The sequence below is a fragment of the Pseudomonas sp. J380 genome, assembly GCF_009827115.1.
Taxonomy (GTDB): Bacteria; Pseudomonadota; Gammaproteobacteria; order Pseudomonadales; family Pseudomonadaceae; genus Aquipseudomonas; species Aquipseudomonas paracarnis.
The window spans coordinates 5,772,014-5,798,272 of record NZ_CP043060.1 but is presented as its reverse complement, the minus strand read 5'-3'; the positions used below and the strand labels follow the sequence as shown (position 1 = coordinate 5,798,272).

At 59.8% G+C, this 26,259-nt stretch carries 28 protein-coding genes, 1 tRNA gene and 1 pseudogene; 21 read left to right on the top strand and 9 right to left on the bottom strand.

Annotation, left to right across the window (positions count from 1 at the left end; genetic code table 11):
- Positions 1–45: 45 nt before the first annotated feature.
- A complete protein-coding gene (prpB, locus tag FXO12_RS26555) occupies positions 46–939 on the bottom strand; it encodes a methylisocitrate lyase (protein WP_003193320.1) in 894 nt (297 codons plus the stop codon).
- Entirely contained in the window at positions 936–1,649 is a 714-nt protein-coding gene (locus FXO12_RS26550) for a GntR family transcriptional regulator (RefSeq protein ID WP_057976273.1), read from the bottom strand. The genes prpB and FXO12_RS26550 overlap by 4 nt, the downstream gene beginning before the upstream one ends.
- A 270-nt stretch (positions 1,650–1,919) precedes the next feature.
- Here FXO12_RS26550 and FXO12_RS26545 point away from each other — a divergent pair, with 270 nt between their 5' ends.
- From FXO12_RS26545 to FXO12_RS26520, 6 genes are all read left to right on the top strand, one after another.
- Positions 1,920–2,444, top strand: coding sequence for an ATP-dependent zinc protease (locus tag FXO12_RS26545; protein ID WP_014719501.1), 525 nt, complete (start codon positions 1,920–1,922; stop codon positions 2,442–2,444).
- Positions 2,445–2,462: 18 nt separating this feature from the next.
- The gene (locus FXO12_RS26540) at positions 2,463–3,995 is read left to right on the top strand and encodes an inactive transglutaminase family protein (protein ID WP_003193324.1); all 1,533 of its coding nucleotides are present in this window, start codon (positions 2,463–2,465) and stop codon (positions 3,993–3,995) included.
- Entirely contained in the window at positions 3,995–4,981 is a 987-nt protein-coding gene (locus FXO12_RS26535) for an alpha-L-glutamate ligase-like protein (protein ID WP_003193326.1), read from the top strand. The genes FXO12_RS26540 and FXO12_RS26535 overlap by 1 nt, the downstream gene beginning before the upstream one ends.
- A 186-nt stretch (positions 4,982–5,167) precedes the next feature.
- Entirely contained in the window at positions 5,168–6,511 is a 1,344-nt protein-coding gene (gene pabB, locus FXO12_RS26530) for an aminodeoxychorismate synthase component I (RefSeq protein WP_057976275.1), read from the top strand.
- 226 nt (positions 6,512–6,737) lie between these two features.
- Positions 6,738–7,040 carry a type II toxin-antitoxin system HigB family toxin gene (locus FXO12_RS26525; protein WP_034128346.1) on the top strand — a complete coding sequence of 101 codons (303 nt, stop codon included), beginning with the start codon at positions 6,738–6,740 and terminating at the stop codon, positions 7,038–7,040.
- Positions 7,040–7,402: a type II toxin-antitoxin system HigA family antitoxin gene (locus tag FXO12_RS26520; protein ID WP_034128345.1), complete on the top strand. Its 363-nt coding sequence runs from the start codon at positions 7,040–7,042 to the stop codon at positions 7,400–7,402. Before FXO12_RS26525 ends, FXO12_RS26520 begins: the two co-directional genes overlap by 1 nt.
- Before the next feature lie 120 nt (positions 7,403–7,522).
- On the opposite strand, the gene thrH is transcribed toward FXO12_RS26520, so the two are convergent.
- Positions 7,523–8,140 carry a bifunctional phosphoserine phosphatase/homoserine phosphotransferase ThrH gene (gene thrH / locus FXO12_RS26515; protein WP_057976277.1) on the bottom strand — a complete coding sequence of 206 codons (618 nt, stop codon included), beginning with the start codon at positions 8,138–8,140 and terminating at the stop codon, positions 7,523–7,525.
- Positions 8,141–8,291: 151 nt separating this feature from the next.
- Between thrH and FXO12_RS26510 the strand changes: the two genes are divergently transcribed.
- The 3 genes from FXO12_RS26510 (at position 8,292) to FXO12_RS26500 (ending at position 11,788) form a co-directional block, all read left to right on the top strand.
- The gene (locus FXO12_RS26510; RefSeq protein ID WP_014719506.1) at positions 8,292–9,026 is read left to right on the top strand and encodes a phosphoadenylyl-sulfate reductase; all 735 of its coding nucleotides are present in this window, start codon (positions 8,292–8,294) and stop codon (positions 9,024–9,026) included.
- Positions 9,027–9,516: 490 nt separating this feature from the next.
- Positions 9,517–11,046: an NCS1 family nucleobase:cation symporter-1 gene (locus FXO12_RS26505; protein WP_057976279.1), complete on the top strand. Its 1,530-nt coding sequence runs from the start codon at positions 9,517–9,519 to the stop codon at positions 11,044–11,046.
- A gap of 13 nt (positions 11,047–11,059) precedes the next feature.
- A complete protein-coding gene (locus FXO12_RS26500) occupies positions 11,060–11,788 on the top strand; it encodes an aspartate/glutamate racemase family protein (protein ID WP_034126767.1) in 729 nt (242 codons plus the stop codon).
- A 105-nt stretch (positions 11,789–11,893) separates the two neighbouring features.
- Here the strand turns inward: FXO12_RS26500 and FXO12_RS26495 are convergent, their stop codons facing one another.
- Complete coding sequence (locus FXO12_RS26495; RefSeq protein ID WP_057976281.1) at positions 11,894–12,817, bottom strand: LysR family transcriptional regulator; 924 nt, start codon at positions 12,815–12,817, stop codon at positions 11,894–11,896.
- Between the two features lie 107 nt (positions 12,818–12,924).
- On the opposite strand from FXO12_RS26495, the gene FXO12_RS26490 reads away from it, so the two are divergent.
- Complete coding sequence (locus tag FXO12_RS26490) at positions 12,925–13,671, top strand: 3-oxoacyl-ACP reductase family protein (RefSeq protein WP_057976282.1); 747 nt, start codon at positions 12,925–12,927, stop codon at positions 13,669–13,671.
- Positions 13,672–13,801: 130 nt separating this feature from the next.
- On the opposite strand, the gene FXO12_RS26485 is transcribed toward FXO12_RS26490, so the two are convergent.
- On the bottom strand, positions 13,802–14,488 hold the full coding sequence (locus FXO12_RS26485; RefSeq protein ID WP_057976284.1) for an HAD-IA family hydrolase: 687 nt from the start codon (positions 14,486–14,488) through the stop codon (positions 13,802–13,804).
- Between the two features lie 224 nt (positions 14,489–14,712).
- Here FXO12_RS26485 and FXO12_RS26480 point away from each other — a divergent pair.
- From FXO12_RS26480 to FXO12_RS26470, 3 genes and pseudogenes are all read left to right on the top strand, one after another.
- Positions 14,713–14,964: pseudogene (locus FXO12_RS26480) on the top strand (type II toxin-antitoxin system RelE/ParE family toxin); the annotation flags it as partial.
- A complete protein-coding gene (locus FXO12_RS26475) occupies positions 14,948–15,274 on the top strand; it encodes a helix-turn-helix domain-containing protein (protein ID WP_014719512.1) in 327 nt (108 codons plus the stop codon). The pseudogene FXO12_RS26480 and the gene FXO12_RS26475, both read left to right, overlap by 17 nt.
- Before the next feature lie 51 nt (positions 15,275–15,325).
- On the top strand, positions 15,326–15,682 hold the full coding sequence (locus FXO12_RS26470; RefSeq protein ID WP_014719513.1) for a DUF2784 domain-containing protein: 357 nt from the start codon (positions 15,326–15,328) through the stop codon (positions 15,680–15,682).
- Here the strand turns inward: FXO12_RS26470 and FXO12_RS26465 are convergent.
- Complete coding sequence (locus tag FXO12_RS26465; RefSeq protein ID WP_057976286.1) at positions 15,669–16,637, bottom strand: NAD-dependent epimerase/dehydratase family protein; 969 nt, start codon at positions 16,635–16,637, stop codon at positions 15,669–15,671. The genes FXO12_RS26470 and FXO12_RS26465 overlap by 14 nt on opposite strands.
- 94 nt (positions 16,638–16,731) lie before the next feature.
- Between FXO12_RS26465 and FXO12_RS26460 the strand changes: the two genes are divergently transcribed.
- From FXO12_RS26460 to FXO12_RS26445, 4 genes are all read left to right on the top strand, one after another.
- Positions 16,732–17,616: a LysR family transcriptional regulator gene (locus FXO12_RS26460; RefSeq protein WP_014719515.1), complete on the top strand. Its 885-nt coding sequence runs from the start codon at positions 16,732–16,734 to the stop codon at positions 17,614–17,616.
- Between the two features lie 53 nt (positions 17,617–17,669).
- The gene (locus tag FXO12_RS26455) at positions 17,670–18,248 is read left to right on the top strand and encodes a DUF4337 domain-containing protein (RefSeq protein WP_003193347.1); all 579 of its coding nucleotides are present in this window, start codon (positions 17,670–17,672) and stop codon (positions 18,246–18,248) included.
- A gap of 178 nt (positions 18,249–18,426) precedes the next feature.
- Positions 18,427–18,762, top strand: a complete 336-nt coding sequence (locus FXO12_RS26450; RefSeq protein ID WP_003193349.1) for a hypothetical protein — start codon at positions 18,427–18,429, stop codon at positions 18,760–18,762.
- A gap of 69 nt (positions 18,763–18,831) precedes the next feature.
- The gene (locus tag FXO12_RS26445; RefSeq protein ID WP_057976287.1) at positions 18,832–19,872 is read left to right on the top strand and encodes a DMT family transporter; all 1,041 of its coding nucleotides are present in this window, start codon (positions 18,832–18,834) and stop codon (positions 19,870–19,872) included.
- 147 nt (positions 19,873–20,019) lie between these two features.
- On the opposite strand, the gene FXO12_RS26440 is transcribed toward FXO12_RS26445, so the two are convergent.
- Positions 20,020–20,109, bottom strand: a tRNA-Ser gene (locus tag FXO12_RS26440).
- Positions 20,110–20,212: 103 nt separating this feature from the next.
- Between FXO12_RS26440 and FXO12_RS26435 the strand changes: the two genes are divergently transcribed.
- The 4 genes from FXO12_RS26435 (at position 20,213) to FXO12_RS26420 (ending at position 23,177) form a co-directional block, all read left to right on the top strand.
- Positions 20,213–20,380 (top strand): hypothetical protein, encoded by a 168-nt coding sequence (locus tag FXO12_RS26435; protein ID WP_155290843.1) that lies wholly within the window; start codon positions 20,213–20,215, stop codon positions 20,378–20,380.
- Between the two features lie 50 nt (positions 20,381–20,430).
- On the top strand, positions 20,431–21,123 hold the full coding sequence (locus FXO12_RS26430) for a crotonase/enoyl-CoA hydratase family protein (RefSeq protein WP_014719521.1): 693 nt from the start codon (positions 20,431–20,433) through the stop codon (positions 21,121–21,123).
- A 212-nt stretch (positions 21,124–21,335) separates the two neighbouring features.
- A complete protein-coding gene (locus tag FXO12_RS26425; protein ID WP_057976361.1) occupies positions 21,336–22,058 on the top strand; it encodes a 1-acylglycerol-3-phosphate O-acyltransferase in 723 nt (240 codons plus the stop codon).
- 147 nt (positions 22,059–22,205) lie between these two features.
- Entirely contained in the window at positions 22,206–23,177 is a 972-nt protein-coding gene (locus FXO12_RS26420; RefSeq protein WP_003193449.1) for a magnesium and cobalt transport protein CorA, read from the top strand.
- On the opposite strand, the gene FXO12_RS26415 is transcribed toward FXO12_RS26420, so the two are convergent.
- Both FXO12_RS26415 and FXO12_RS26410 read right to left on the bottom strand, forming a co-directional pair.
- On the bottom strand, positions 23,174–23,899 hold the full coding sequence (locus FXO12_RS26415; RefSeq protein ID WP_014719523.1) for an amidotransferase: 726 nt from the start codon (positions 23,897–23,899) through the stop codon (positions 23,174–23,176). The two genes, FXO12_RS26420 and FXO12_RS26415, sit on opposite strands and share 4 nt — an antisense overlap.
- 205 nt (positions 23,900–24,104) lie before the next feature.
- The gene (locus FXO12_RS26410) at positions 24,105–26,249 is read right to left on the bottom strand and encodes a 3-hydroxyacyl-CoA dehydrogenase NAD-binding domain-containing protein (protein ID WP_057976362.1); all 2,145 of its coding nucleotides are present in this window, start codon (positions 26,247–26,249) and stop codon (positions 24,105–24,107) included.
- Positions 26,250–26,259 lie beyond the last annotated feature (10 nt).

Sequence of the window (26,259 nt, the reverse complement as noted above, 5' to 3'; positions counted from 1 at the left end):
TTATCGTTGGCGATCTTCGCGAGCAAGCTCGCTCCTACAGTGCAATTACTTTTTCGCGGCGAACAGCGCGTCGAGCTTCTGCTCGAAGGTGTGGTAGTCGATGCGATCGTAAAGCTCCATGCGCGTTTGCATGGTGTCGATCACGTTCTGCTGGGTACCGTCGCGACGAATCGCGGTGTAGACATTCTCGGCGGCCTTGTTCATGGCACGGAAGGCCGAGAGCGGGTACAGCACAATGGAAACATCCGCAGATTTCAACTGTTCGGTGGTGTACAGCGGTGTCGCGCCGAACTCGGTGATGTTCGCCAGGATCGGCGCCTTCACGCGGGAGGCGAACAGCTTGTACATCTCCAGTTCAGTGATGGCTTCCGGGAATACCATGTCGGCACCGGCCTCGATGCACGCGGCTGCACGCTCCAGGGCGGACTCCAGGCCCTCGACTGCCAGGGCGTCGGTACGCGCCATGATCACGAAGCTGTCATCGGTGCGCGCATCCACGGCGGCCTTGATGCGGTCGACCATTTCCTGCTGGGACACGATTTCTTTGTTGGGGCGATGACCGCAGCGCTTGGCGCCCACCTGGTCTTCGATATGGATGGCGGCGGCGCCGAACTTGATCATCGACTTGACGGTACGCGCCACGTTGAACGCCGAGGAGCCGAAACCGGTGTCCACGTCCACCAGCAGCGGCAGGTCGCACACGTCGGTAATGCGGCGCACGTCGGTGAGCACGTCATCCAGGCCGGTGATACCCAGGTCCGGCACGCCGAGGGAGCCGGCGGCTACACCGCCACCTGACAGATAAATCGCCTTGAAGCCGGCGCGCTTGGCCAACAGCGCATGGTTGGCGTTGATGGCGCCCACCACTTGCAAGGGCTGTTCACTGGCGACGGCGTCACGGAAACGCTGGCCGGGAGTGCTGTTGTTGTTGGAACTCATGACTCACCTCGTGATGAAGGCGCACCGTCCGGGAAGTGACGGGCAATGTTGCGTTTGGAGGCGCCGATATGCCGGCGCATCAACAGTTCGGCCAGTTCACCGTCGCGATCGGCAATCGCGTCCAGAATGCGGTGATGCTCGGCAAAGGCCTGGCGTGGACGATTGGGGGTGGCGGAGAACTGGATGCGGTACATGCGCACCAGTTGATACAGCTCGCCGCAGAGCATTTGGGTGAGGGTGCGGTTACCGGCACCTTGAATGATGCGGTAGTGAAAATCGAAGTCGCCTTCCTGCTGGTAATAGCCGACACCGGCCTGGAACGCCGCATCCCGTTCGTGGGTGTGCAACACCTGGCGAAGCTCCTCGATCTCTGCGTCAGTCATGCGCTCGGCGGCCAGGCGACAGGCCATGCCTTCCAGGGACTCGCGAATCTCATACAGTTCGACCAGCTCGGCATGACTCAAAGACACCACGCGTGCGCCGACATGAGGCACCCGCACCAGCAGGCGCTGACCTTCCAGGCGATGGATCGCTTCGCGCAGCGGGCCGCGACTGATGCCGTAGGTGCGCGCCAGCTCCGGCTCGGAAATCTTGCTGCCGGGGGCGATTTCGCCTTTGACGATGGCGGCCTGGATACGCCGGAAGACGTTCTCCGACATGGTCTGGGAATCGTCTGGTACTACCGATGGTTTTTCCAGTTGCCCCAGCATATTGTCGACACCTTTAAAATCAATGCCGCAAAAACTAGCCAATAAGCCTCTCACAGTCAAAGAATAAATACACATTGTCGACAATCGTCTAATAACCCCCTCATTCGCTTGCCAAGGCATGGCCGCCTGCCAGCGCTGGCGCCAAAAAAGCATCATGTTAGAATGCCCGCCGCTTTTGCCTGACATCAAATGATGAAAGGGCGCACCCGAGATTGCGCAGCAATGCCAGTCCCCATGAAATGAACAGTGCACTGCCCTGCCTCAGGATTTATGAGACTCAAGCCTTACCTACTAGTGATGTGCCTGCTGTGCATACCGAGCCTTGGCGCTGGCGCCGAGAAGACCGTGTACGGCCTGAATGAATACGCCAAGCTTGCGGGTATCGACCTGGAAGTGGCGGCCAAACTCGACACCGGCGCCAAGACCGCCTCGTTGAGTGCCCGCGATATCAAGCGCTTCAAGCGCAATGGCGAATCCTGGGTACGCTTCTACCTGGCCATCGACACCGCCCATTCCCACCCCATCGAACTGCCCCTGGCGCGTGTCAGCAAGATCAAGCGCCGCGCCGGCGACTACGACCCCGATGAGGACAAGAACTACACCGCCCGCCCAGTGATTGCGCTGGATATCTGCATGGGCAGTGCTTTACGCAGCATCGAAGTGAACTTGACTGACCGCAGCGCATTCCAATACCCGCTGCTGATTGGCTCCGAAGCCTTGAAACGCTTTGATGCGCTGGTCGACCCCAGTCTTAAATATGCAGCAGGCAAACCCGCCTGCGCCGCCGACGCTTAATACCGCCGAGTAAACCGAATGCGCTCTTTGACCCTGCACCTGAAAATCCTGATCACCTTGCTGGTGGTGCTGGGCATTTCGGTCACCGCCTATCAGATCTTCGTGCTGGGAATTCCCGTCACCGAAGATGCCACCGACGACTTGTGGAACATCGACGCCAAGGTCGAGTTCGTCGCCAATCCGAAAGACCCGGTCAAGATCCAGATGTTCGTGCCGCCCTTGAGCCGCGACTTCGTCAGCCTCAATGAGAGCTTTATCTCGAACAACTACGGGGTGAGCGTCAACCGCATCGACGGCAACCGCAAGGTCACCTGGTCGGCGCGTCGGGCCAAGGGCAACCAGACCCTCTATTACCGCCTGGTGCTGACCAAGCGCTACAGCGGCGAAAAGGTCAAGATCAAAGGCCCGACCTTCCGCGACAGCATCGCCGTGGAAGGCCCCGAGAAGATCGCCGCCGAAGCCTTGCTGGCCCCGATCCGCCAGCACTCGGCCGACGTCGAGACCTTTATCAGTGAAGCCATCAAGCGCACCAACAACCTCAACGACGACAATGTGAAGTTGCTGCTGGCCGGCGACCCCTCGACACCGCACAAAGCCAAGATCGTCGAACTGCTGCTGTCCATCGCCCACGTGCCGGTAGAGAAAGTCCACACCATCCGCCTGGTGGCCGACCAGCCGCAAACCCCGGAACTGTGGCTGCGCAGTTTCAACGGCAACGACTGGCTGTACTTCAACCCGGAGACTGGCGAACAGGGCCTGCCCGCCGACCGCCTGCTGTGGTGGACCGGCGATGAAAACCTGATCACCGTCGATGGCGGCAAGAAAGCCATGGTGACCTTCAGCCTGAACAACAGCGAGATGAACGCCATCCGCCTGGCCAAGCTGACGGACGAAAACACCGACGCCAACTTCCTCGAATACTCGCTGTACGGCCTGCCGCTGCAAACCCAGCAGACCTTCATGATCATGGTGATGATCCCGATAGGCGTGCTGGTGATCTTGATCCTGCGCAACCTCATCGGCCTGCAGACCCTGGGCACCTTCACCCCCGTACTGATCGCCCTGGCATTCCGCGAGACCCAGTTGGGCTTCGGGATTGTGCTGTTCACGATCATCACGGCACTGGGCCTGTCGCTCCGGTCGTACCTTGAACACCTTAAACTGCAGATGCTGCCGAGGCTGTCGGTGGTGCTGACCTTCGTGGTGGTGCTGATTGCCGCCATCAGCCTGTTCAGCCACAAGCTCGGGCTGGAACGCGGCTTGTCGGTGGCGCTGTTCCCGATGGTGATCCTGACCATGACCATCGAACGCCTCTCGATCACCTGGGAGGAGCGTGGCGCCAACCATGCGCTGAAAGTGGCGATTGGCACGCTGTTCGCTGCGTCCCTGGCGCACCTGATCATGAGCGTGCCGGAGTTGGTCTACTTCGTGTTCACCTTCCCGGCGATCCTGTTGATCCTGGTGGGCTTCATGCTGGCCATGGGTCGCTACCGCGGCTATCGCCTCACCGAGCTGGTGCGTTTCAAGGCGTTCCTGAAGGCTGACTCTTGATGTTCGGCTTCTGGAAGACCTGGAAGGCCCTGGAAGCGCGGGGGATCATGGGCATTAACCGGCGTAATGCCGACTACGTGCTCAAGTACAACAAGCGCAGCCTGTACCCCATCGTTGATGACAAGATCATCACCAAGGAACGGGCCCTGGCGGCCGGCATCCACGTGCCGGAAATGTACGGGGTGATCTCCACCGAAAAGGAGATCGACAAGCTCGACGAGATCATCGGTGGGCGCAGCGACTTCGTGATCAAGCCCGCCCAGGGTGCTGGCGGCGACGGCATCCTGGTGGTGGCCGACCGGTTTGAAGGGCGCTACCGCACGGTGTCCGGAAAAATCATCAGCCATGAGGAGATCGAGCACCAGATTTCCAGCATCCTCACCGGCCTGTATTCCCTCGGCGGCCACCGCGACCGCGCGTTGATCGAGTACCGCGTGGTGCCCGACCAGATCTTCAAAAGCATCAGCTATGAAGGCGTGCCGGACATCCGCATCATCGTGCTGATGGGCTACCCGGTGATGGCGATGCTGCGCTTGCCCACCCGCCAGTCCGGCGGCAAGGCCAACCTGCACCAGGGCGCGATCGGCGTGGGTGTAGACCTGGCCACCGGCCTGACCCTGCGCGGCACCTGGCTGAACAACATCATCACCAAGCACCCCGACACCACCAACGCGGTGGATGGCGTGCAACTGCCCAACTGGGACGGTTTCATGAAGCTCGCCGCCGGCTGCTATGAGCTGTGCGGGCTGGGTTATATCGGCGTGGACATGGTGCTGGACCAGGAAAAAGGCCCATTGATCCTTGAGCTGAACGCTCGGCCTGGGCTGAACATCCAGATTGCCAACGATTGCGGCCTGACTTTGCGCACCCATGCGGTGGAGGCACGGCTTGAAGAGCTCAAGGCAGCCGGGGTGACAGAAACCCCCGAGGAACGGGTGAAGTTCGTGCAGGAGATGTTCGGGCATATTCCGCCGGTTGAAGGCTAAGCAGCGCATCGCAGGCAAGCCCGGGCTCAATAGGTGGGAGCTGGCTTGCCTGCGATAGCTTTCTGACAAGCCAGTTGCCCCTCAGCCTATACCCTCTATCGAGCTATCACCGACATCCCCTCTAGGAGCAAGTCCTACAGAGGACTACAATCCCCTCCCCCCCGCCACTGGCTGATTCACCCTCGCATGTCGACCTGCTCCGTTTACCCCTTACCGTACCGGGCCAACCCCGCCGAGTACTTTGCGGCTATTCGCCATGCGCCTGGCGCGGTGCTGCTCGACAGCGGCCGCCCGGCTGCCGAGCGGGGGCGTTATGACCTGCTCAGCGCCTGGCCCGAAGCGACCTTGACGGTTGGGCCGGATGAACGCGGCAGCGATTTCCTGCAACGCCTGCGCGAGAACCTGGCGCAGTTGGGTGAGGCGGCCCTGCCTGCTGGCGTTGAATTGCCATTTGCCGGCGGTTTGATCGGTTACTTGAGCTATGACTTCGGCCGGCACTTGGAACAGGTCTCGCGCCTGGCCGTGGACGACCTGCATCTGCCGGATGCGCGCCTGGGGCTGTATGCCTGGGCACTGGTCAGCGATCACCTGGCGCACACCAGCCAACTGGTGTTTCACCCGGTGTTGGCCGATAGCGAGCGGCAACGTCTGATCGCCCTGTTCAGTCATGCAACAGGTGACACCCCCACCACCTTCAAGCTCCAGGGCACCATGGCGCCGGACCTCAGCGTGGATGCGTACCAGCAGGCCATCCTGCGTATCCAGGATTACATCCAGGCCGGCGACTGCTACCAGGTCAACTTTGCCCAACGCTTTCGTGCGCCGTGCATCGGCGATCCATGGGCAGCCTACTGCGCGCTGCGCGAAGCCTGCCCGACGCCGTTTTCCGGGTTCCAGAGTTTGCCCGATGACGGCGCGGTGCTGAGCCTGTCGCCGGAGCGCTTCGTGCGCATCAGCGAAGGCCAGGTCGAAACCCGCCCGATCAAGGGCACCCGCCCTCGCGGTTTGACACCGGAAGAGGACGCTGCCAACGCCGCTGAGCTGCTCGCCAGCCCCAAGGACCGCGCAGAAAACCTGATGATCGTTGACCTGCTGCGCAACGACCTCGGCCGCAGTTGCCGAATCGGCTCAGTGAAAGTGCCGGAGCTGTTCAGCCTGGAAAGCTACCCCAACGTGCACCACCTGGTGAGCAGTGTCACTGGCATATTGGCCGACGACAAAGACGCCCTCGACCTGATAGCCGGCAGCTTCCCTGGCGGCTCCATTACCGGCGCGCCAAAGATTCGCGCCATGCAGATCATCGATGAGCTGGAGCCCACCCGCCGCGGGTTGTATTGCGGCTCGCTGGTGTACCTGGACGTGCGCGGCGAAATGGACAGCTCCATCGCGATTCGCAGCTTGCTGGTCAAGGATGGGCAGGTGTGTTGCTGGGGTGGCGGCGGGATTGTGGCGGATTCGCAGTGGCAGGCGGAGTATCAGGAGTCGCTGACGAAGGTGCGGGTGTTGTTACAAACGTTGGAAAACCTGTAGGGCACAGCCCCTGCCTAGCGTTCGAGTAGAACGCCATGCGATAGAAAAAGCCTGAATCAGAACCGCTGTGGACGGAATAGACGCTTGCAGATAGCGTCCGGATCGACCGTCCACCGCCACCTGTGAAGGATCACATGAAGCGACTACCTCCTCGTCTGGAAATATTTCCGAGATTGCCTAACCACGCAATCGCACCTATGATCTCCCAAAACGGGAGGTTGAAGCGATGCGGATAATCGCTCTATCTACCCTACGAATATTCTGGGAAAGCCATTCAGCTTATAGCGACGCCAGAACACCGCTGGTCGAGTTGTATCGGCACATGGAAAAGGCCAATTATCCAACACCGCAAGCACTCAAGGCCGAACTCAGAACAGCGAGCATTCTTAAGGGTGGCAGGGTCGTGTTCAACGTTGGCGGCAACAAGTATCGAGTGATCATGGCGATCGACTACCAGCGACAACTAGGGTTTATACGGTTCGTGGGGACCCACGCTCAGTACGACCAGATCAACGCGGAGACTGCGTGATGAACATCAAACCTATTCACTCCCAGGAAGACCTGACTGCGGCACTCGTACGAGTCGAGCAGGTATGGGGAGCACCACCCGGCTCGCCTGAAGGTGATGAGCTGGAAATCCTGGCAGTCCTCATCGAGAAGTACGAAGCCGAGCATTACCCCATGCCCCCTTCGGATCCGGTAGAGGCTATCAAGTTTCGCATGGAGCAATTGGGCATGACCGCCCGCGATCTGGAGCCGTTTATCGGCACCAGTGGGCGGGTGTCAGAGGTGCTGAACCACAAGCGCAAGCTGAGCCTGTCGATGATCAAGCGTCTGCATGAAGGCTTGCGTATTCCTTATGAGCGCTTGCTGGCCGAGGGTAAGGTGTGACGGCGCCGACGCCATCGCAGGCAAGCCCGACTCCCACAGTTGACCGCGTCGTTTGACGTTACATGGTCAAAGGTGGGAGCTGGCTTGCCTGCGATGGGGCAATCAGCCGCGCCGCATAATTTACAGGCTCAACTGCCGATTCGACGCCTTGATAAACTCTTTCTTCAGGTCTTCAAACGTATGCACCGCCGGGAACTGCGGGAATTCGCGAATCACATTGTCCGGCGCATGGAACAGAATCCCACGGTCAGCTTCACCCAGCATGCTGGTGTCGTTGTAGGAATCACCGGCAGCGATCACGCGGTAGTAGAGCGTCTTGAATGCCAGCACCGATTGGCGCTTGGGGTCTTTCTGGCGCAGTTGGTAGCTCACCACCCGATCGTTTTCATCGGTGATCAAGCGGTGGCAAAGCAAGGTCGGGAAACCCAGCTGACGCATCAGCGGCTGGGAGAACTCATAGAAGGTGTCGGACAGGATCACCACCTGGAAGCGCTCGCGCAGCCAATTGACGAACTCAATGGCGCCGTCCAGCGGTTTGAGCGTGGCGATAACGGCCTGAATATCGGCCAGCTTGAGCCCATGCTCGTCGAGGATGCGCAGGCGCTGTTGCATCAGCACGTCGTAGTCGGGGATGTCACGGGTGGTGGCCCGCAGGGACCCAATGCCGGTTTTCTCGGCAAAGGCGATCCAGATTTCCGGAACCAGTACCCCTTCCAGGTCAAGGCAGGCAATTTCCACACGACACTCCTGTTAGATATTGTTAGTTGAGCGAGCAAAAGGACTGCCGAACTCTAGCGACTCAAGCCCGCCGCCGCAACGCGGGACAGTTTTTGATACCATCGCCCTCCTAGAGAGCGCTCAGCGCCACTGACCTGTAGGAACCGTCCTGATGAACCAAGCCTTCGACGTCGTTGAACTCGCCACGACTTATGCCAACAAGTCTGCCCAGGACATTCTCAAGCTGGCGTTCAGCCAGTTCGGCGATGACTTGTGGATTTCCTTCAGCGGTGCCGAGGATGTGGTCCTTGTGGACATGGCCTGGAAGCTGAACAAAAACGTCAAGGTGTTCAGCCTCGACACCGGCCGCCTGCACCCGGAGACCTACCGGTTTATCGAGCAGGTGCGTGAGTTCTACAAGATCGACATCGAGCTGATCTCGCCAGACCCGAGCAAGCTGGAGCCCTTCGTCAAAGAAAAAGGCCTGTTCAGCTTCTATAAGGACGGCCATGGCGAATGCTGCGGCATCCGCAAGATCGAACCGCTGCGCCGCAAACTCGCAGGCGTCAGCGCCTGGGCCACCGGCCAGCGCCGCGACCAGAGCCCCGGCACTCGCAGCCAGGTGGCGGCGCTGGAAATCGACACGGCGTTCTCCACACCGGAACGCACCCTGTACAAGTTCAACCCGCTGGCGCAGATGACCAGCGAAGAGGTCTGGGGCTACATCCGCATGCTGGAGCTGCCGTACAACAGCCTGCATGAGCGCGGGTTCATCAGCATCGGCTGCGAGCCCTGCACCCGGCCGGTACTGCCCCGCCAGCATGAGCGCGAAGGCCGCTGGTGGTGGGAAGAAGCCACGCAGAAGGAATGCGGGCTGCATGCGGGGAATATCATCAGCAAGGCTTGAGCCTCCGATGCCACCGCCTCTGTAGGAGCGAGCTTGCTCGCGAAAAACTCACGGACGCCGCGTTTATTCAGGAAGCCCGCGTTATCGTTGACGTTTTTCGCGAGCAAGCTCGCTCCTACATAAAGCGATATTTGCTTTGGGGGTCGGGTAAACCTGTACACAACCTTGTAACCATAGGTGCCATTTTTGTGTGCAACTTAATGTACAACGCACCAAAACGTAACATCTCCCTGCGCCAATGGCGCTGCATATAAATAACCCTGCAATTAATGAAAAACTAAATACCTGTTCAAACGGTCAACTTATAGTGCCCTTAATTCAGTAAGTTATTCGCGACCTATATAAAAACGAAATTAGCCAAGATTTTCATATATCGAGAATTGGCACGCATATGGCTTAGGCAGAAGTGCGCTTTGTATACAATCAATACAAAACCTACATACACTTTGCCATCCGCCGCTTTGCTGCAGATGCGCTGGAGCCTGCCGGAATGCGTACAAGTCTCTCGAACACCCTCGCACTGGATCTGCCCTCCTCCCCCCTGAATCCTGCAGCCACAGGCCCCGGCCCGCTGGTACTCAGCCCGCGCCTGCACAACAAGGACCTGGCGCCCACCAAGGTCGAAGGCCGACGCTGGGGGCGCTATAGCATCTTTGCGCTGTGGACCAATGACGTGCACAACATCGCCAACTATTCATTCGCCATTGGGCTCTATGCCCTGGGCCTGGGCGGCTGGCAAATATTGCTGTCCCTGGGGATCGGCGCAGCACTGGTGTACTTCTTCATGAACTTGTCGGGCTACATGGGGCAGAAGACCGGTGTGCCGTTTCCGGTTATCAGCCGCATCAGTTTTGGCATTCACGGGGCGCAGATTCCGGCGTTGATTCGGGCGGTAATTGCGATTGCCTGGTTTGGGATCCAGACCTACCTGGCCTCGGTAGTTTTCCGCGTGCTGCTGACGGCCATTCATCCAGGCTTTGCCGATTATGACCACGACTCGATTCTCGGCCTGTCGACCCTAGGCTGGGCGTGTTTTGTGGCGATCTGGCTGGTGCAGTTGGTGATCCTCGCCTATGGCATGGAAATGGTACGTCGCTATGAAGGCTTCGCCGGGCCGGTGATACTGCTGACCGTGGCCGCACTGGCCGGCTGGATGTACTTCCAGGCGAACGGGCAGATCGCCTGGTCGATCCGCGAGCCCCTGAGTGGCGGCGAGATGTGGCGCAATATCTTTGCCGGCGGCGCGCTGTGGCTGGCCATCTACGGCACCCTGATCCTCAATTTCTGCGACTTCGCGCGTTCATCGCCGTGCCGCAAGACCATCCAGGTCGGGAACTTCTGGGGCCTGCCGGTCAATATCCTGGTGTTCGCCGCGATTACCGTGCTGCTGTGCGGCGGGCAGTTCCAGCTCAATGGCCGCGTGATCGAAAGCCCGACCGAAATCATCGCGGCGATCCCCAACACCTTCTTTCTCGTGCTCGGTTGCCTGGCCTTCCTGATCGTCACCGTGGCGGTGAACATCATGGCCAACTTCGTCGCCCCGGCCTTTGTACTGAGCAACCTGGCGCCCAAGTACCTGAACTTCCGGCGCGCCGGGTTGATCAGCGCCTTCGTTGCCGTGCTGATCCTGCCGTGGAACCTCTATAACAGCCCACTGGTGATCGTGTATTTCCTCTCTGGCCTCGGCGCGCTGCTGGGGCCGTTGTACGGGGTGATCATGGTCGATTACTGGCTGATTCGTAGAAGCCAGGTGGATGTACCGCAGTTGTACAGCGAAGACCCCCAAGGCATTTATTACTACAGCCGCGGGGTGAATATGCGTGCGGTGGCCGCGTTCATTCCGGCGGCAGTGATCGCCATCCTGCTGGCGCTGTTGCCGGGGTTTGCCAGCGTCTCGCCGTTTTCCTGGTTGTTTGGCGCCGGCATTGCCGGGTTGCTGTACCTGCTGATTGCCAAGCGTCAGCCGCACTACGCCGATGTCAGCGGCGAAAGCATTGCCGTCGATAACGTCAGTCATTAAACAAGGACTTTCCATGCGTATCCTCGTGGTCAACGTCAACACCACCGAATCCATCACCGACACCATTGCCCAGCAAGCACGGGCCGTGGCTTCACCGGGCACCGAGATTGTCGGGCTCACCCCGTACTTCGGCGCAGAATCGGTGGAAGGCAACTTTGAAAGTTATCTGGCAGCCATCGCGGTGATGGATCGGGTAATGGCCTACGACCAGCCCTTTGATGCGGTGATCCAGGCCGGTTATGGCGAGCATGGCCGTGAAGGGTTGCAGGAATTGCTCAACGTGCCGGTGGTGGATATCACCGAAGCGGCGGCCAGCACCGCGATGTTCCTGGGGCACGCCTACTCGGTGGTGACCACCCTGGACCGCACGGTGCCGCTGATTGAAGACCGGCTGAAACTCGCCGGCCTCTACCAGCGTTGCGCTTCGGTGCGTGCCAGCGGCATGGCGGTGCTGGAGCTGGAAGAAGACCCGCTGGGCGCCATGGAAGCCATCGTGCACCAGGCGGAACTGGCCATTCGCGACGACAAGGCCGAAGTGATCTGCCTGGGCTGCGGCGGCATGGCCGGGCTGGACGAGCAGATTCGCCAGCGCACCGGGGTGCCAGTGGTGGACGGGGTGACGGCGGCGGTGATGGTGGCCGAGTCGTTGGTGCGGTTGGGGTTGTCGACCTCGAAGGTCAGAACTTATGCGACACCGCGGCCGAAGAAGGTCATCGGCTGGCCGGGCAAGTTCGGGCGGTAGACCGATGCGCCTGCATCGCGGGCAAGCCCGGCTCCCACATTGGATTGCGATCACTGTGGGAGCCGGGCTTGCCCGCGATGGCCACGACTCGATGCAAGGCCCTGCTCAGATAGCACTGAACCGTTGAGCCAGTTTCTGCTCGGCGAACTGCTCAATAATGAAATCCACAAACGCCCGCGTCTTGCCCGGCAGCAATTTATGCTCGGCGTAGTAGATGGAAATATTGCCGTCGTCCACATACCAATCGGGTAACACTCGCACCAACGCACCGCTGTCCAGGAACGGCACCGCCATCGGCATACTCACCAGCGCGATACCAAGGCCCTGGGCACTCGCGCAGCAAGCGGCTTCGGAGTCGCTCATGGTCATCGCCGGTTTCAGCACTAAAGGGCTGTGCTCGCGCTCACGGTGGGTCAGTTGCCATGAACGCACCCGGCCTGTCTGCGGCGAGCGGATCAAGATGCCAAGGCAGTGCGACAGGTCATCGGGCACCCGCACCGGCAAGCGTCGCGCCAGGTAATCCGGCGACGCCACCAGCACCCGGTGCGCCGGGGTCAACTTGCGCGCTACCACGCCTTGGGGCAGCTCAAACCCGCCGCCAATGGCCGCATCGAAGCCTTGCCCGATCAGGTCGACCTGGCGGTTATCGAAATGCCAGTCCGGGCTGATATCCGGACAACGCCGCATAAATTCGCCCAGCAACGGCACCACGTACCGGTTACCGAACACTGGCCCCATGCTGACCTTGAGCGTGCCCACCGGCCGCCCTTCGGCACTGGCCAGGTTGGCGACCGCATTCTGAATGGTGGTGAGGCTGCCGCTGACTTCCGCCAGGAACATCTTGCCGGCTTCGGTCAGCGCCAGACGCCGAGTGCTGCGCTGGAACAGCCGCACACCGAGACGCGCCTCCAACTTGGCAACGCTTTTACCCACCGCAGCCGGGGTCAGGCTCAGGTGCCGAGCAGCCTCGGCAAAGCTGCCACCCTCGGCGCTGCGCACAAAGCATTCGATACTGCCAAAGCTTTCCATATCGCCAAACTCTAAACTTTTGGTTTACACAGACTATAGCAACCACGGGCTACCGAGCAGCGCGGGTGAGGTCGATACTCGCTCCATCAACTACCTCGGAGATCGACATGACCACACACAACCTCACCGGCAAAGTCGCCTTGATTCAAGGCGGTTCCCGCGGCATCGGCGCCGCCATCGTCAAGCGCCTCGCCGACCAGGGGGCAGCGGTTGCCTTTACCTACGTCAGCTCGGCCGCCAAGGCTGAAACACTGCAGAACGAGGTGATCAGCGCAGGGGGTCAGGCTCTGGCGATTCACGCCGACAGCGCCGATGCCACGGCGATTCGCGCTGCGGTCAACGCCACGGTCGAGGCGTTTGGACGCCTGGATATCCTGGTGAATAACGCCGGCGTGCTGGCCATCGCGCCGCTGGACGAATTCAAGCTGGAAGACTTCGACCAGACCTTGGCGATCAACGTACGCAGCGTGTTTATCGCCACCCAGGAAGCCGCCAAGCATATGGGCGAAGGTGGCCGCGTGATCAATATCGGCAGCACCAACGCCGAACGCATGCCCTTTGGCGGTGGCGGGCCCTACGCCATGAGCAAGGCGGCGCTGGTGGGGTTGACCAAGGGATTGGCGCGGGACCTGGGGCCACGGGGCATTACCATCAACAACGTGCAGCCTGGGCCGGTGGACACCGATATGAACCCGGCGAACAGTGATTTTGCCGAAAGTCTGATCGGGTTGATGGCGGTGGGACGGTATGGGCATGTGGAGGAGATTGCCAGTTTTGTGGCCTATCTGGCCGGGCCGGAAGCCGGCTATATCACGGGCGCCAGCCTGACCATCGATGGTGGTTTCAGCGCCTGATTTTTGCAGAACCGCAACCCAAATGTGGGAGCGGGCTTGCTCGCGAATACGGTGAGTCAGTTGATAAATCTACTGACTGACACCCTGCATTCGCGAGCAAGCCAGCTCCCACATTTTTGACCGCGCGGGGTCAGGCCATGGGGGGCAAGCCGTAGGCGGCCAAATTAAAGTCGGCGAGCTTGCGAATAATCTGGTCAGCATGCTGGTACTTGCTGTCAGCCATCGCCTCATCGGGCACCGCAATAGCGGTCATGTGCGCAGCCTTAGCGGCCGTCACGCCAAAAGGCGAATCTTCGAACACCAGACAATCCTCAGGCGCTACACCCAACCGGCGCGCGGCGGTGAGGAAGATATCCGGCGCGGGCTTGGCAGCGCCTACTTCCGGGTCGTCAGCGGTGACGATGGTGTCGAACAGGCCAAACCATTCACGGTGCAGGGTGGTCTTGTGGCCAAACGAGTTACGCGATGAACTGGTGCCCACCGCAATCGGAATATTGTGCGCCTTCAAATGCCGCACCAACGCCTCGGCGCCGGGCATGCCCTGGGCCTTGGGAAAGCGCTCGCTCATCAGCGGTTCGCGTATTTCCAGAAACTCGGCGGGCGTGATCGGCAGGTCCAGGGCCTTGACCACGTAATCGGCCAAATCCTGGGCACCCCGCCCGATGATGTGCTGCTTGATGCTCCAGTCGTAGGTACGACCATAGCGTTCGGCAATGATCTGCGTGACTTCGGTGTAGATGCCTTCGGTATCCAGCAACAACCCGTCCATATCGAAAATAACGGCTTTGATCGGGACAGCGGTACGCGGTGCATTCATCACAACACAACCTTGGGGCGAGGACTAAAAGGATTCAGCACAATAACGGCCCTCATTGCCTGCAAGCAACCTTCGTGGGCCTTCCGTTGATTCATACCACGCAACAGTTTTACCCGTCGGCGCTGACGGCGGCCGTCTAGGGTTTGAAAGGAAAACGTCATGACCCGTTGACGCGGATCTGAAAATACCGATTGCAAACCTTATAAAAGACTTATTAACCTCCCATGAATTCAATCCAATGGACGCGAAAAGCCGTCAAACAATTGCTTCGGTTGCATTCGTATCATCAGCAACAGGTACGCGATGCCGTGTCCGCTCTTGAACACATGCCCGATGCAATCAACGTCAAGGCGCTGGTTAACCATCCTCACAGCTATCGCTTGCGGGTAAGTCATTACCGGGTCCTTTTCGACTGGGACGGCAGCACCCAGGTCGTCAGTATCCAAGAGGGTAAAAAACGTGACGAGCGAACCTACTGCCGTACAGATCATCCACAATACGCAGGGCGAGCCAGCCTATGTGGTGATTCCCTATGAACACTATGTGGCGCAGCAAAACGATCCAAACCTGATACCCCATGCGGTAGTCAGCCGCCTGGTGGATGGCGCAACACCTATTCGCGCGTGGCGCGAGCATCTGAGCCTGACCCAGGAAGAAGTCGCCAAACGCCTGGGTATTTCACAATCGGCATTTGCCCAGCAGGAAGCGGTCAGCAAACCCCGCCGCACCACGCGAGAAAAGATAGCCAAAGCGTTCGGTATCAATGCCAGTCAACTGGAGCTATAACGGCGCGCTGCAAAAATTCACGTACCCCTTCACCTCACATCGAGCTCAAACATGCTCTACCGCCTAGCCGCCGACGGCCTCGTGCTGTTCCACCTGGCCTTTATCCTGTTCGTGCTGTTCGGCGGCCTGCTCACCCTGAAGTGGCCCAGGGTAATGTGGCTGCACCTGCCCGCCGTTGCCTGGGGCATCGCGGTGGAGGTGCTGCACCTGCCCTGCCCACTCACCCGTTGGGAAAACCTGTTTCGCCACTTGGCCGGGCAGGATGGTTATGGCGGTGGGTTTATCGAGCATTACATTCTGACGATGATCTACCCAGCCGGGCTGACTGCGAATACTCAATTAGTGCTGGGGGCCGTGGTGGTGGTGGTCAACCTCGCCGTGTATGCACGCCTGATCAAACGCAAGTAGGCAGGCAACCCAGGCCAACCAGGGTGGCCTCCACCGCCTGTTCCAGCGGTGTGTGGGGCTCATGGCCGAGCGTCGCGAGCAGGCGCTGGTTATCCAGGCGCAACGGTGTTTGCCACAGGTAGCGCATCTCCTGCATCTCACGCACGGTGACGACAAAAGGCGCCGCCCAGTTCAACAACCACCAGGGAAACGCGCCGACCCTGGATTGCTGGCCCGTCCTGCGCAGCACCACACGCTGGATCGTCTTAGCCATCTGCGTACCGTCCGCATCCATGTACCCAGCCATATGAAAGCAGGCGAAGGCGCCAAGACTGGCACGACGCTCAATCAACTCAAGCATTGTACGCGCTACGTCCGGCAGATAAGCCCATTGATGGGCCACGCCGTAATCGCCTGGGTAGCGGATGGTGTGCACCGGTTTGCCGGGTTTGACCAAGCCTTGGGCAAACCAGTTATTGGCCACCCTGGCGCCGAAAAAATCCCCAGCGCGCACAATCACCACCCGGGCGCCCTGAGTGGAAGCGGCTCGCAAGCGCTGCTCCATCTGCACACGGATCGCGCCCTTGCGAGTCAGCGGGTGCTGGGGTGAGTCTTCGTGCAGCACAGGGAATGCATCCGGCCCGAAGTTGTAGACCGTGCCGGGCAGCACGACTGTCGCGCCTTCGCAGATGGCCGCCGCAATGGAGTTGTCGATCATCGGCAACACCCACTCGGCCCATTTGCGATAACCCGGCGGATTGACGCCGTGCACGATTACCGCGCAGCCCCGGGCGGCCGCGATCACGTCGTCGCGATTCAGGGCATCGCCTTTTAGCCACGTAAAAACAGGATTTTGGCTGCGAGCCTTGATCAGATCCCGAGTCAACGCCCGCACCTCCCAGCCCGCCGCGCTCAACTGCCGCGCCACTTCGCCACCAATGCCACCGGTTGCACCCAAAACCAGAACCTTGCTCATCACCCTCTCCCACTGTTGGTTGATGAGGGTATGTTGGATGCGGAACAGCTATAGAGGAATTGCCCAAGGGTATCGAGCCGCTATACATTTATGTATGGCTACGAATATCGGTTGGGAGCTTTACCGGTCATTTCTCGGTGTACTCAAGGAAGGATCGCTGTCGGGGGCCGCACGGCAGCTCGGCATCACCCAACCCACGGTAGGGCGGCACATCGCCGCGCTGGAAACGGCGCTGGGCGTCGTGTTGTTCACCCGCTCGCCCTCAGGCTTATTACCCACTACGGTCGCCCACACACTGCGGGCGCATGCAGAAACCATGGCGCGTACCGCCGCCGCCCTTGAACGCGCCGCCTCGTCCCAAGGCGATGAGGTGCGCGGCGTGGTACGAGTATCGGCCAGTGAAGTGGTGGGTGTGGAGGTACTGCCGCCGATCATCACGCAATTGCGCCGGGAACACCCGCACCTTAAGGTGGAACTGGTGCTGACCAACCGCTTGAGCGACCTGCTGCAACTGGAAGCCGACATTGCCGTGCGCATGGTGCGCCCCAGCCAGGAGCAGCTGCTGGCGCGGCGTATCGGCCTGATCGAAGTCGGCCTGCATGCCCGTGACGATTACCTGCAGCAACACGGCATCCCCCAACACATGCACGACCTGGCCGGCCACTCCGTCATCGGCTTTGATCAAGCCACTGCATTTATCCGCAGCCTGGCAATCAAGGGTTTTGAGCGCAACGCCTTCGCCATCAGTAGCGACAGCGACCTGGCGCAACTGGCAATGATCCGCGCCGGTGCCGGCATCGGTGGGTGCCAGGTACAACTGGCCCAGCGCGACCCACGTCTGCGCCGAGTGCTGCCTGACGGCTTCGCGTTTAAAATGGACACTTGGGTCAGCATGCACGAAGACCTGCGCAACAGCCCACGCTGCCGGGTGACATTCGATGCACTGGTGGCAGGTTTGCAGCGTTACGTACAGGCTTGAGACAGCTGCGCTGGTGAACAATCAGCGCACCTCAATCCGTTCGCGGTCGCCCCATGTCCGAAGCCTTCGAAGTTCCCAGCCCCCACGAAAAACACCTTGAACACACCACCGAGCATGCTCACGGCCGCGGCGATAGCTTTGCCAGTCGTATCGCCGTGATGACCGCGATCATGGCGACCGTCGGTGCCATGCTCAGCTATCAGGCCGGCTCCAGCGAAAGTGAAGCTGCGATGGACAAGAACAACGCCGCCATCATCAAGACCGAAGCCGCTAACCAGTGGAACTACTACCAGGCCAAATCCAGCCGCCAGAACCTGGCAGAACTGGCCAGCCATATTCCCGGCGTGGATGCGGCGCATTACCAGGCGGAGATCGAGCGCTACAAGCGCCAGAAGGAAGAAGTGCGTAAACAGGCCGAAACGCTTGAGGCCACTTCACGGGACTGGGACCACAAATCCGAGGAAGCGCTGCACCAGCACCATCGCTGGGCCCAGGCGATGACGGCGATTCAGATCGCGATTTCATTGGCGGCGATTACCCTGCTCACGCGCAAGGAATGGCTCAAACGCATGTCGTACACCGCCGGCGGGGTGGCGGTGATGTTGGGTGGCCTGGCGTGGCTGCATCTCTGACACGCCGAAGAATAAATGTGGGCGCTGTCGAGCCCCAACCAGGCTGCAATGGGATCACCGCGCAGTACCCGCCAGACTGCGACCCAGCCTCGCTGATTGATTTCAATCTGCCAGCTGAGCGCTTAGAGTGTCGCCCCCCCGAGAATTGAATCTCGAGATTGAATTTATGGAGTTATAAGTGAAATACGTCAGTAAAGTCGTTGCAGCAGCCGTACTTGGTTTCACCCTGGCAGGTTGCACCGGCACCGCCATGAAAACCCAGCAATACGACGCCAGCCAATACACCGTCCTCGGCCACAGCGAAGCCAGCGCCACCGGCATCATGCTGCTGGGCGTCATCCCCATCGGCCAGAACAACCGCTTCGTACGCGCCCAGGATGCAGCCATCAAGGCCAAGGGCGGCGACGCGTTGATCAACACACAAGTGCAGGAAAAGTGGTTCTGGGCTTGGGTATTGAACGGTTACACCACCAAAATCTCCGGTGATGTGATCAAGCTGAAAACCGCGCAATAAAGTACGAAATTGCCAGGGCGCTGACCCCGGCAAGCGACGTATCATGGGCCTGACTTTCGAGGATGGCCCATGAACCTCAGCATCATTTACGCCCTCGCGGCCGCCGCCCTGTTCGGCGCCAGCACCCCGCTCGCCAAAAGTCTTGGCCTGGGCCTCTCGCCCATCCTGCTCGCCGGCCTGCTCTACCTCGGCAGCGGCATTGGCCTTGCCGGTGTGCGCTTGATCCGTGATCGCGGCTGGAAACCTACCGGGCTAACCCCATCGGAATGGCCCTGGCTACTTGGCGCCATCGCCTTCGGCGGCCTCCTCGGCCCCGTTGCACTGATGTTCGGCCTGACCCGCACCACCAGCGCCAGCGCCTCCCTGATGCTCAACCTTGAATCGGTACTGACCGCCGTGATCGCCTGGGTCGTGTTCCGCGAAAACGCCGACCGACGCATCGTCCTCGGCATGCTCGCCATTGTGCTGGGCGGCGTGGTGTTGTCAGGGTCCGGTGCCGACGGCAGCCGCCAAGACTGGACCGGACCGCTTGCCGTTGCGCTGGCGTGTTTGTGCTGGGGGATCGATAACAACCTCACGCGCAAAGTGTCCGCGTCTGACGCATTGTTTATCGCAGGAGCCAAAGGCTTGATTGCGGGGCTGGTCAATTGCAGCCTGGCACTTTACCTCGGGGCGCAGATTCCCGGCATGGCGCAACTGGCGCCGATTCTACTGGTAGGTTTCCTCGGCTATGGCATCAGCCTGGTGATGTTCGTGCTGGCCCTCCGCGGACTGGGCAGCGCGCGCACCGGCGCTTACTTCTCCACGGCACCCTTTCTCGGTGCTGCAGTGGCGTTGCTGGTATTTGGCGAGTCGGTGACCGCGGCCTTCTGGATTGCCTCGGCACTGATGGCAGTAGGCGTGTGGCTGCACCTGACGGAGCGGCATGCCCATGAGCATGTGCATGAGGCAACGCAACATGGGCACTGGCATGTGCATGATGAGCATCATCAGCATGAGCATGGGTTTGAGTGGGACTCGAAGGTGCCTCATAGCCATGTGCATGCACATGGAGTGATGAGGCATAGCCATGCGCACTTTCCGGATGTGCATCATCGGCACAGGCATTGAGGTCGGGCTTAGGCATAGGGTGTGACATCATGGGGCCGCAGACTGAAAGGCCAGACAACTGAGCTGATAAAAGTTGTACTTTTCAAACCCAGAAATCACAAAACCCCTGGTTTCTTTCGAAACCAGGGGTTTTGTTTACATCGAATTTGGCGGTGAAGGAGAGATTCGAACTCTCGATACAATTTCTTGTATACACACTTTCCAGGCGTGCTCCTTAAGCCACTCGGACACTTCACCGTATCTCGTCAAACCAGTTCAGTCTGTCGAGGCGCGCTAATGTAGTCGAAAGCCTTTCTGATGGCAAAGGTTTTTTTCAGAATTTTCATGCGGTTAGACCGTTATGCCATTCACCGTCCGGCAAGGGGTGGTGATTGTGCCATTCTCAGGCATCGGCGGCACGCGTCTGGAGCGCTTGCTGCGCCCTGCTCCGGGGCGTCTACCCTTGGGGATGCAGGAAAAGCCTGACTGGGTAGTCAGTCACGGCGCTTTACCCGCACGGGCGTGGTGAGTAACGTCTGCGCATCTATCTCTATAACAAGCCCTACAAGGAATCGCGTCATGAGTGAGTTGATTGCCTACCACTTCGAAGACGGTATCGCGACCCTGACCCTGAGCAACGGCAAGGTGAATGCCATTTCTCCGGCGGTGGTCAGTGAGTTTAATGCGGCGCTGGATCAGGCCGAGAAGGATCGGGCGGTGGTGATCATCACGGGCACGCCGGGGATTTTGTCGGGTGGTTATGATTTGAAGGTGATGACGGCCGGCCCTAAAGAGGCGATCAGCCTGGTGACCTCGGGTTCGACCCTGGCGCGGCGGATGTTGGCGCATCCGTTCCCGGTGATTGTGGCCTGCCCTGGGCATGCGGTGGCCAAGGGCGCGTTCCTGTTATTGTCGGCCGATTATCGGATTGGCGTCGAAGGCCCGTTCAGCATTGGCCTGAATGAAGTGGCGATTGGCATGACCATGCACCACGCCGGTATCGAGTTGGCGCGGGATCGCCTGCGTAAGTCGGCGTTTCAGCGTTCGGTGATCAATGCCGAAATGTTTGATCCGCAAGGCGCCTTGCACGCCGGTTTCCTCGACAAGGTGGTGGCACCCGAAGAACTGCACGCTGCAGCACTGGAAGCAGCACGGCAGCTGAAGAAGATCAATATGAACGCGCACAAACACACTAAGTTGAAAGTACGCCGCGCGCTGCTCGAAGCCCTGGATGATGCAATCATCCAGGATCAGGGCCATAGCCTGAGCTAAGTCCTGCACCTGCTGTGCCTGAGCCCGACCTTGAGTCGGGCTTTTTCTTACCTATAAATGTGAAACGTCCGTAGCCGCTCTAGTTAGCCGTTATCGGCTCATGTGGAAACATGCGCTTAAACATCGGCTATCTCCTACGTCTGTAGGGGCAATTGCCGAATACAGTGCACATCCGTACACTGCGCCACCTTTTGTCCGTATGGGCCGTGTCGATGCTTTTTCTGTTGCGTATGTTGTTGATGGGCCTGCATTTTATGATCGCTGGCGTGCTGGGTGTGCTGGTCGGTGTGTGCAGGCCGTTCAACCCGGACAACAGCCGTCTCTGCGCTCGCCTCTATGCGTTGCCGGCCATGCGGATCCTGGGCTTGAACGTAAAGACCGACGTCGACTCGCTGCGCGACAAGCCCGGTACCTGCGTGGTGATCGCCAACCATCAGTCCAATTACGATTTGTTTGTGTTCGGCAATGTAGTGCCCCACCGCACGGTCTGCATCGCCAAGAAAAGCCTGAAATGGGTACCACTGTTCGGCCAGTTGTTCTGGCTGGCGGGCAATGTGCTGATCGACCGTGGCAATGCGCACAAGGCCCGGCGTGCGATGCTGACGACCACGCATACCTTGCAGCATGAGGACACGTCAATCTGGGTGTTCCCGGAAGGTACGCGCAACCTGGGCAAAGGGTTGTTGCCGTTCAAGAAAGGCGCGTTCCATATGGCGATTGCGGCCGGTGTGCCTATAGTGCAGGTGTGTGTCAGCAATTACGTGACGCAGATGAAGCTCAATCGTTGGGACAGCGGCAGTGTGCTGATACGCTCGTTGCCGCCGATTCCTACCTGTGGCTTGACGGTGGATGACATCCCTCAGTTGCTGCTGACGTGTCAGACGCAGATGGATGAGTGCATCGCACAGATGGATCGCGAACTGCAACGCGCGTAGGCGCCCGCTTAGGGTGACGCGGAGCGTCACGGGCGGCATTCCCACGCAGAGCGTGGGAACGATCAGTGATATCAGCCAGCAACAACGGAACGCCATTCAGGCTAAGCTGCCCAACATCTGTCCTCTTGATAAGAAGTGATCAGTACCATGGGTAGAGTTGTTGCGGCTGCCGTCTACAGCGCCGGTAAGAAAGTCTCGGATATCACTCTCGATGAAGGCGCGGCCTGGGCCGCCAAACCTGGGCACTTTGTGTGGATCGGCCTGGAAGAACCCAGCGCCCAGGAATTGAACAACCTGCAACGCCAGTTCAACCTGCACGAGCTGGCGATTGAAGACGCCATGGAAAAACACAGCCGCCCGAAGCTGGAAACCTTCGGCGACGCGCTGTTTATCGTCACCTACTCACCGGTGCGCGAGAACGGCAAGCTGGAGTTTATCGAAACCCATATCTTTGCCGGCAACGGCTACATCATCACCGCACGCAACGGCCACTCGGCGTCCTACGGTTTTGTGCGCCAGCGTTGTGAGGCGCGCCCGTTGTTGCTGGAGCATGGGGAAGATTTCGTACTCTATGCGTTGCTGGATTTTGTCACCGAAAACTATCAGCCGGTGAGCGAGGCGATCCACGCCGAGATTGATGAGCTGGAGCGTAACGTACTGTGCAGTTCGCTCAACGAGCGCGATATCCAGCACCTCCACGGCCTGCGCCGCGATGTGTTGCGGCTCAAGCGGCACGTGGCGCCGATGGTGGAGATCAGCCAGGAGTTGCAGAAGCTGAGCTTCCCGTTTATCGACAAGAACATGCGCCCGTATTTTCGTGATGTTCAAATCCACGTTACGCGACAGATGGAAGACCTCACCACCCTGCGCGACATTGCCAGCCAGACCATCGAGATCGGTGTGTTGCTGGAGGCTTCGCGCCAGAGCGTGGTGCAGCGCAAGTTCGCCGCGTGGGCGGCGATCCTGGCGTTCCCCACGGCGGTGGCGGGGATTTACGGGATGAACTTCCAGAACATGCCCGAGCTGCAATGGCACTACGGCTATTTTGCGGTGCTCGGTTTTATTACCTTGGGCTGTACCGGTTTATGGGCCAGCTTCAAGCGTTCGGGCTGGCTTTAAGCCTTGGCTTCAGGCTGGTGCGCCACAAAGCGCATCATCCACTCCGCCACGGTCACGCCGTGGTGGTCGCGCTCCAGGCTGGCCACGCCGTTGCTGTAGACCTTTTCACCCAAGGTTGTCTGAAGTATTTCCAGCAACTCACGGGAATAGTCGTGAACAAACTCCGGATGGCCCTGGAAGCACAGCACTTGGTCGCCAATGTGATACGCGGCAAACGGGCAGAATTCGCTGGAGGCGATCACGGTGGCGTTTTCCGGCAAGGTGGTGACTTGGTCCTGGTGGCTGATCAATAGCGTCAGCTCCGGCACCTCGGGGCTCATCCATGGCGTCTTGGCATCCAGTTTGTAGGCGTGGGTGCCCATGCCCCAGCCCTGGCTGGCACGTTCGGCCTTGCCGCCCAGCAGCAGCGCGAGCAACTGATGGCCGAAGCACACGCCCAGCAGCTTGTCGCCGCGCTCATAACGCGTGAGCAGGTAGGTCTTGAGCGTCTGGATCCAGGGGTCGGTACCGAAGGAATCGGCCTTGCTGCCGGTGATCAGGTACGCATCAAACACTTCGTCATCCGGCGGGTACTCGCCTTGCACCACGTTGTAGACCACAAACTCGGCGGCTATCGGTTGCTTGGCGAACAGGCGCTTGAACATCTGCCCATAGCCTTGGTACTCATCGATCAAAGCGGGACGCAGAATATCGGTTTCCAGGATGCAGACGCGTAGCGACATAAAAAATACCTGACACGGCGATGGGAATATTGCACACCCAGAGCCTGCCTTGAAATACCTCCCCAAAGCAAGCCCTCAATGGCCGCCCACACTCACTGTAGGAGCGAGCTTGCTCGCGAAAAACGTCAACGATAACGCAGGTAGCCTGGATAAAAGCGTTGCCTGTGCGTTCTTCGCGAGCAAGCTCGCTCCTACAGTGGAACGTCTAAAACAGCGCGCCTTTTGCGGCTTTTTCCAGTAATAACGCCGGCGGCGAGAAGCGCTCCCCGTACTCCTCGGCGAGGTAGCGGGCGCGGGCGATGAAGTCGTTCAGCCCGTACTGGTTGATAAACTGCAACGCGCCGCCACTCCAAGCGGCAAAACCGATGCCGAAGATTGAACCGACGTTGGCATCCGCCGTGGACATCAACACGCCCTCCTCCACACAGCGCACGGTTTCGATGGCTTGGATAAACAGCAAGCGGTCACGCACATCCTGGGGAGAGATTTGCTTGCCGGGCTGTTCGAACCGGTTTTTCAGCTCAGGCCACAGGTGCTTCTGGCCGCCAGCGGGATAGTCGTAAAAACCACCGCCGGCCGCCTTGCCCGTGCGCTTGTATTCGTTCACCAACAGATCAATCACCGCCGTCGCCGGGTGGTTCGGCATAGCCTTGCCTTCGGCCTGCAGGTCCTTGGCCGTTTGCTGTCGGATATGGCTCATCAGGCTGAGGGACACTTCATCGGACACCGCCAGCGGCCCCACTGGCATGCCGGCCTTGCGCGCTTCGGTCTCGATCATCGGCGCCGCCACGCCTTCGCCGAGCATGGCGATGCCTTCGTTGGTAAAGGTGCCGAATACCCGCGAGGTAAAGAAACCGCGACTGTCGTTGACCACAATCGGGGTTTTCTTGATTTGCAGTACGAAGTCAAAACCTCGGGCCAGGGTTTCGTCGCTGGTGCGCGCCCCCTTGATGATTTCCACCAAGGGCATCTTGTCCACGGGGCTGAAGAAGTGCAGGCCGATGAACCTGGCTTGATCAGGCACCGCCGTGGCCAGACCGCTGATGGGCAAGGTGGAGGTGTTGGAGGCGATCACCGCGTCGGCCCCCACCACGCTTTGCGCTGCGGCCGAGACCTTGGCCTTGAGTGCGCGGTCTTCAAATACGGCCTCGATGATCAGGTCGCAGCCGGCCAGGTCGGCGTCATCCTGCGTAGGATGAATGCGCGCCAGGGTGGTTTCGCGCTGTTCGGCGGTCAATTGCCCACGGCTGAGTTTCTTGTCCAGCAATGCGGCCGAATGGGCTTTGCCTTTTTCGGCGGCGGCCAGGGTGATGTCTTTGAGCACCACCTCGATCCCCGCACAGGCACTGACATAGGCGATGCCCGCGCCCATCATCCCGGCGCCGAGCACGCCGACTTTGCGCGTTACATAAGGCGCAAAACCCTGCGGTCGCGAGCTGCCGGCGTTGATTTGGTTGAGCTGGAACCAGAAGGTGCCGATCATGTTCTTCGCCACTTGCCCGGTCACCAGTTCGGTGAAGTAACGGGTTTCGATCAGGTGCGCGGTGTCGAATTCCACCTGGGCGCCCTCGACCGCTGCACACAGGATTTTCTCCGGCGCAGGGAAGCAGCCCTGGGTCTTGCTACGCAAAATCGACGGCGCAATGGCGAGCATCTGTGCGACTTTAGGGTGGGATGGCGTGCCGCCGGGAATCGCGTAGCCCTTGGTGTCCCAGGGTTGCCTGGCCTGCGGATTAGCCAGAATCCAGGCACGGGCCTGGGCCAGCAATGCCTCGCGATCCGCCGCCAACTCATCAATCAAACCCGCTTGCAGGGCCTGTGCGGGCCGCACCTTTTTGCCTTCGAGCAAATACGGCAAGGCTTTTTCCAGGCCAAGCATGCGCACCATACGCACCACGCCGCCGCCCCCGGGCAACAGGCCAAGGGTGACTTCCGGCAAACCCAGTTGCACGGACTTGTCGTCCAGCGCGACCCGGTGATGGCAGGCCAGGCAAATCTCCCAACCACCTCCCAGGGCCGCGCCATTGATCGCGGCGACCACCGGTTTGCCGAGGGTTTCCAGGCGGCGCAATTGCGCTTTCAATACCAAGACACTGTCGTAGAACGACTTGGCGTGGGCTTTATCGACCTTGATCAGCTCATTGAGGTCACCCCCGGCAAAAAAGGTTTTCTTGGCCGAGGTGATCACCACCCCGGCGATCTCGTCCTTTTCCGCTTCCAGGCGCGCGAGGGTGGCCGCCATGGCTTCACGGTAGGCGGCGTTCATGGTGTTGGCGCTCTGGCCGGGCATGTCCAGGGTCAGTACCACGATCTGGTCCTGGCCTTTTTCGTAACGAATGGCATCGGTCATGACAAATTCC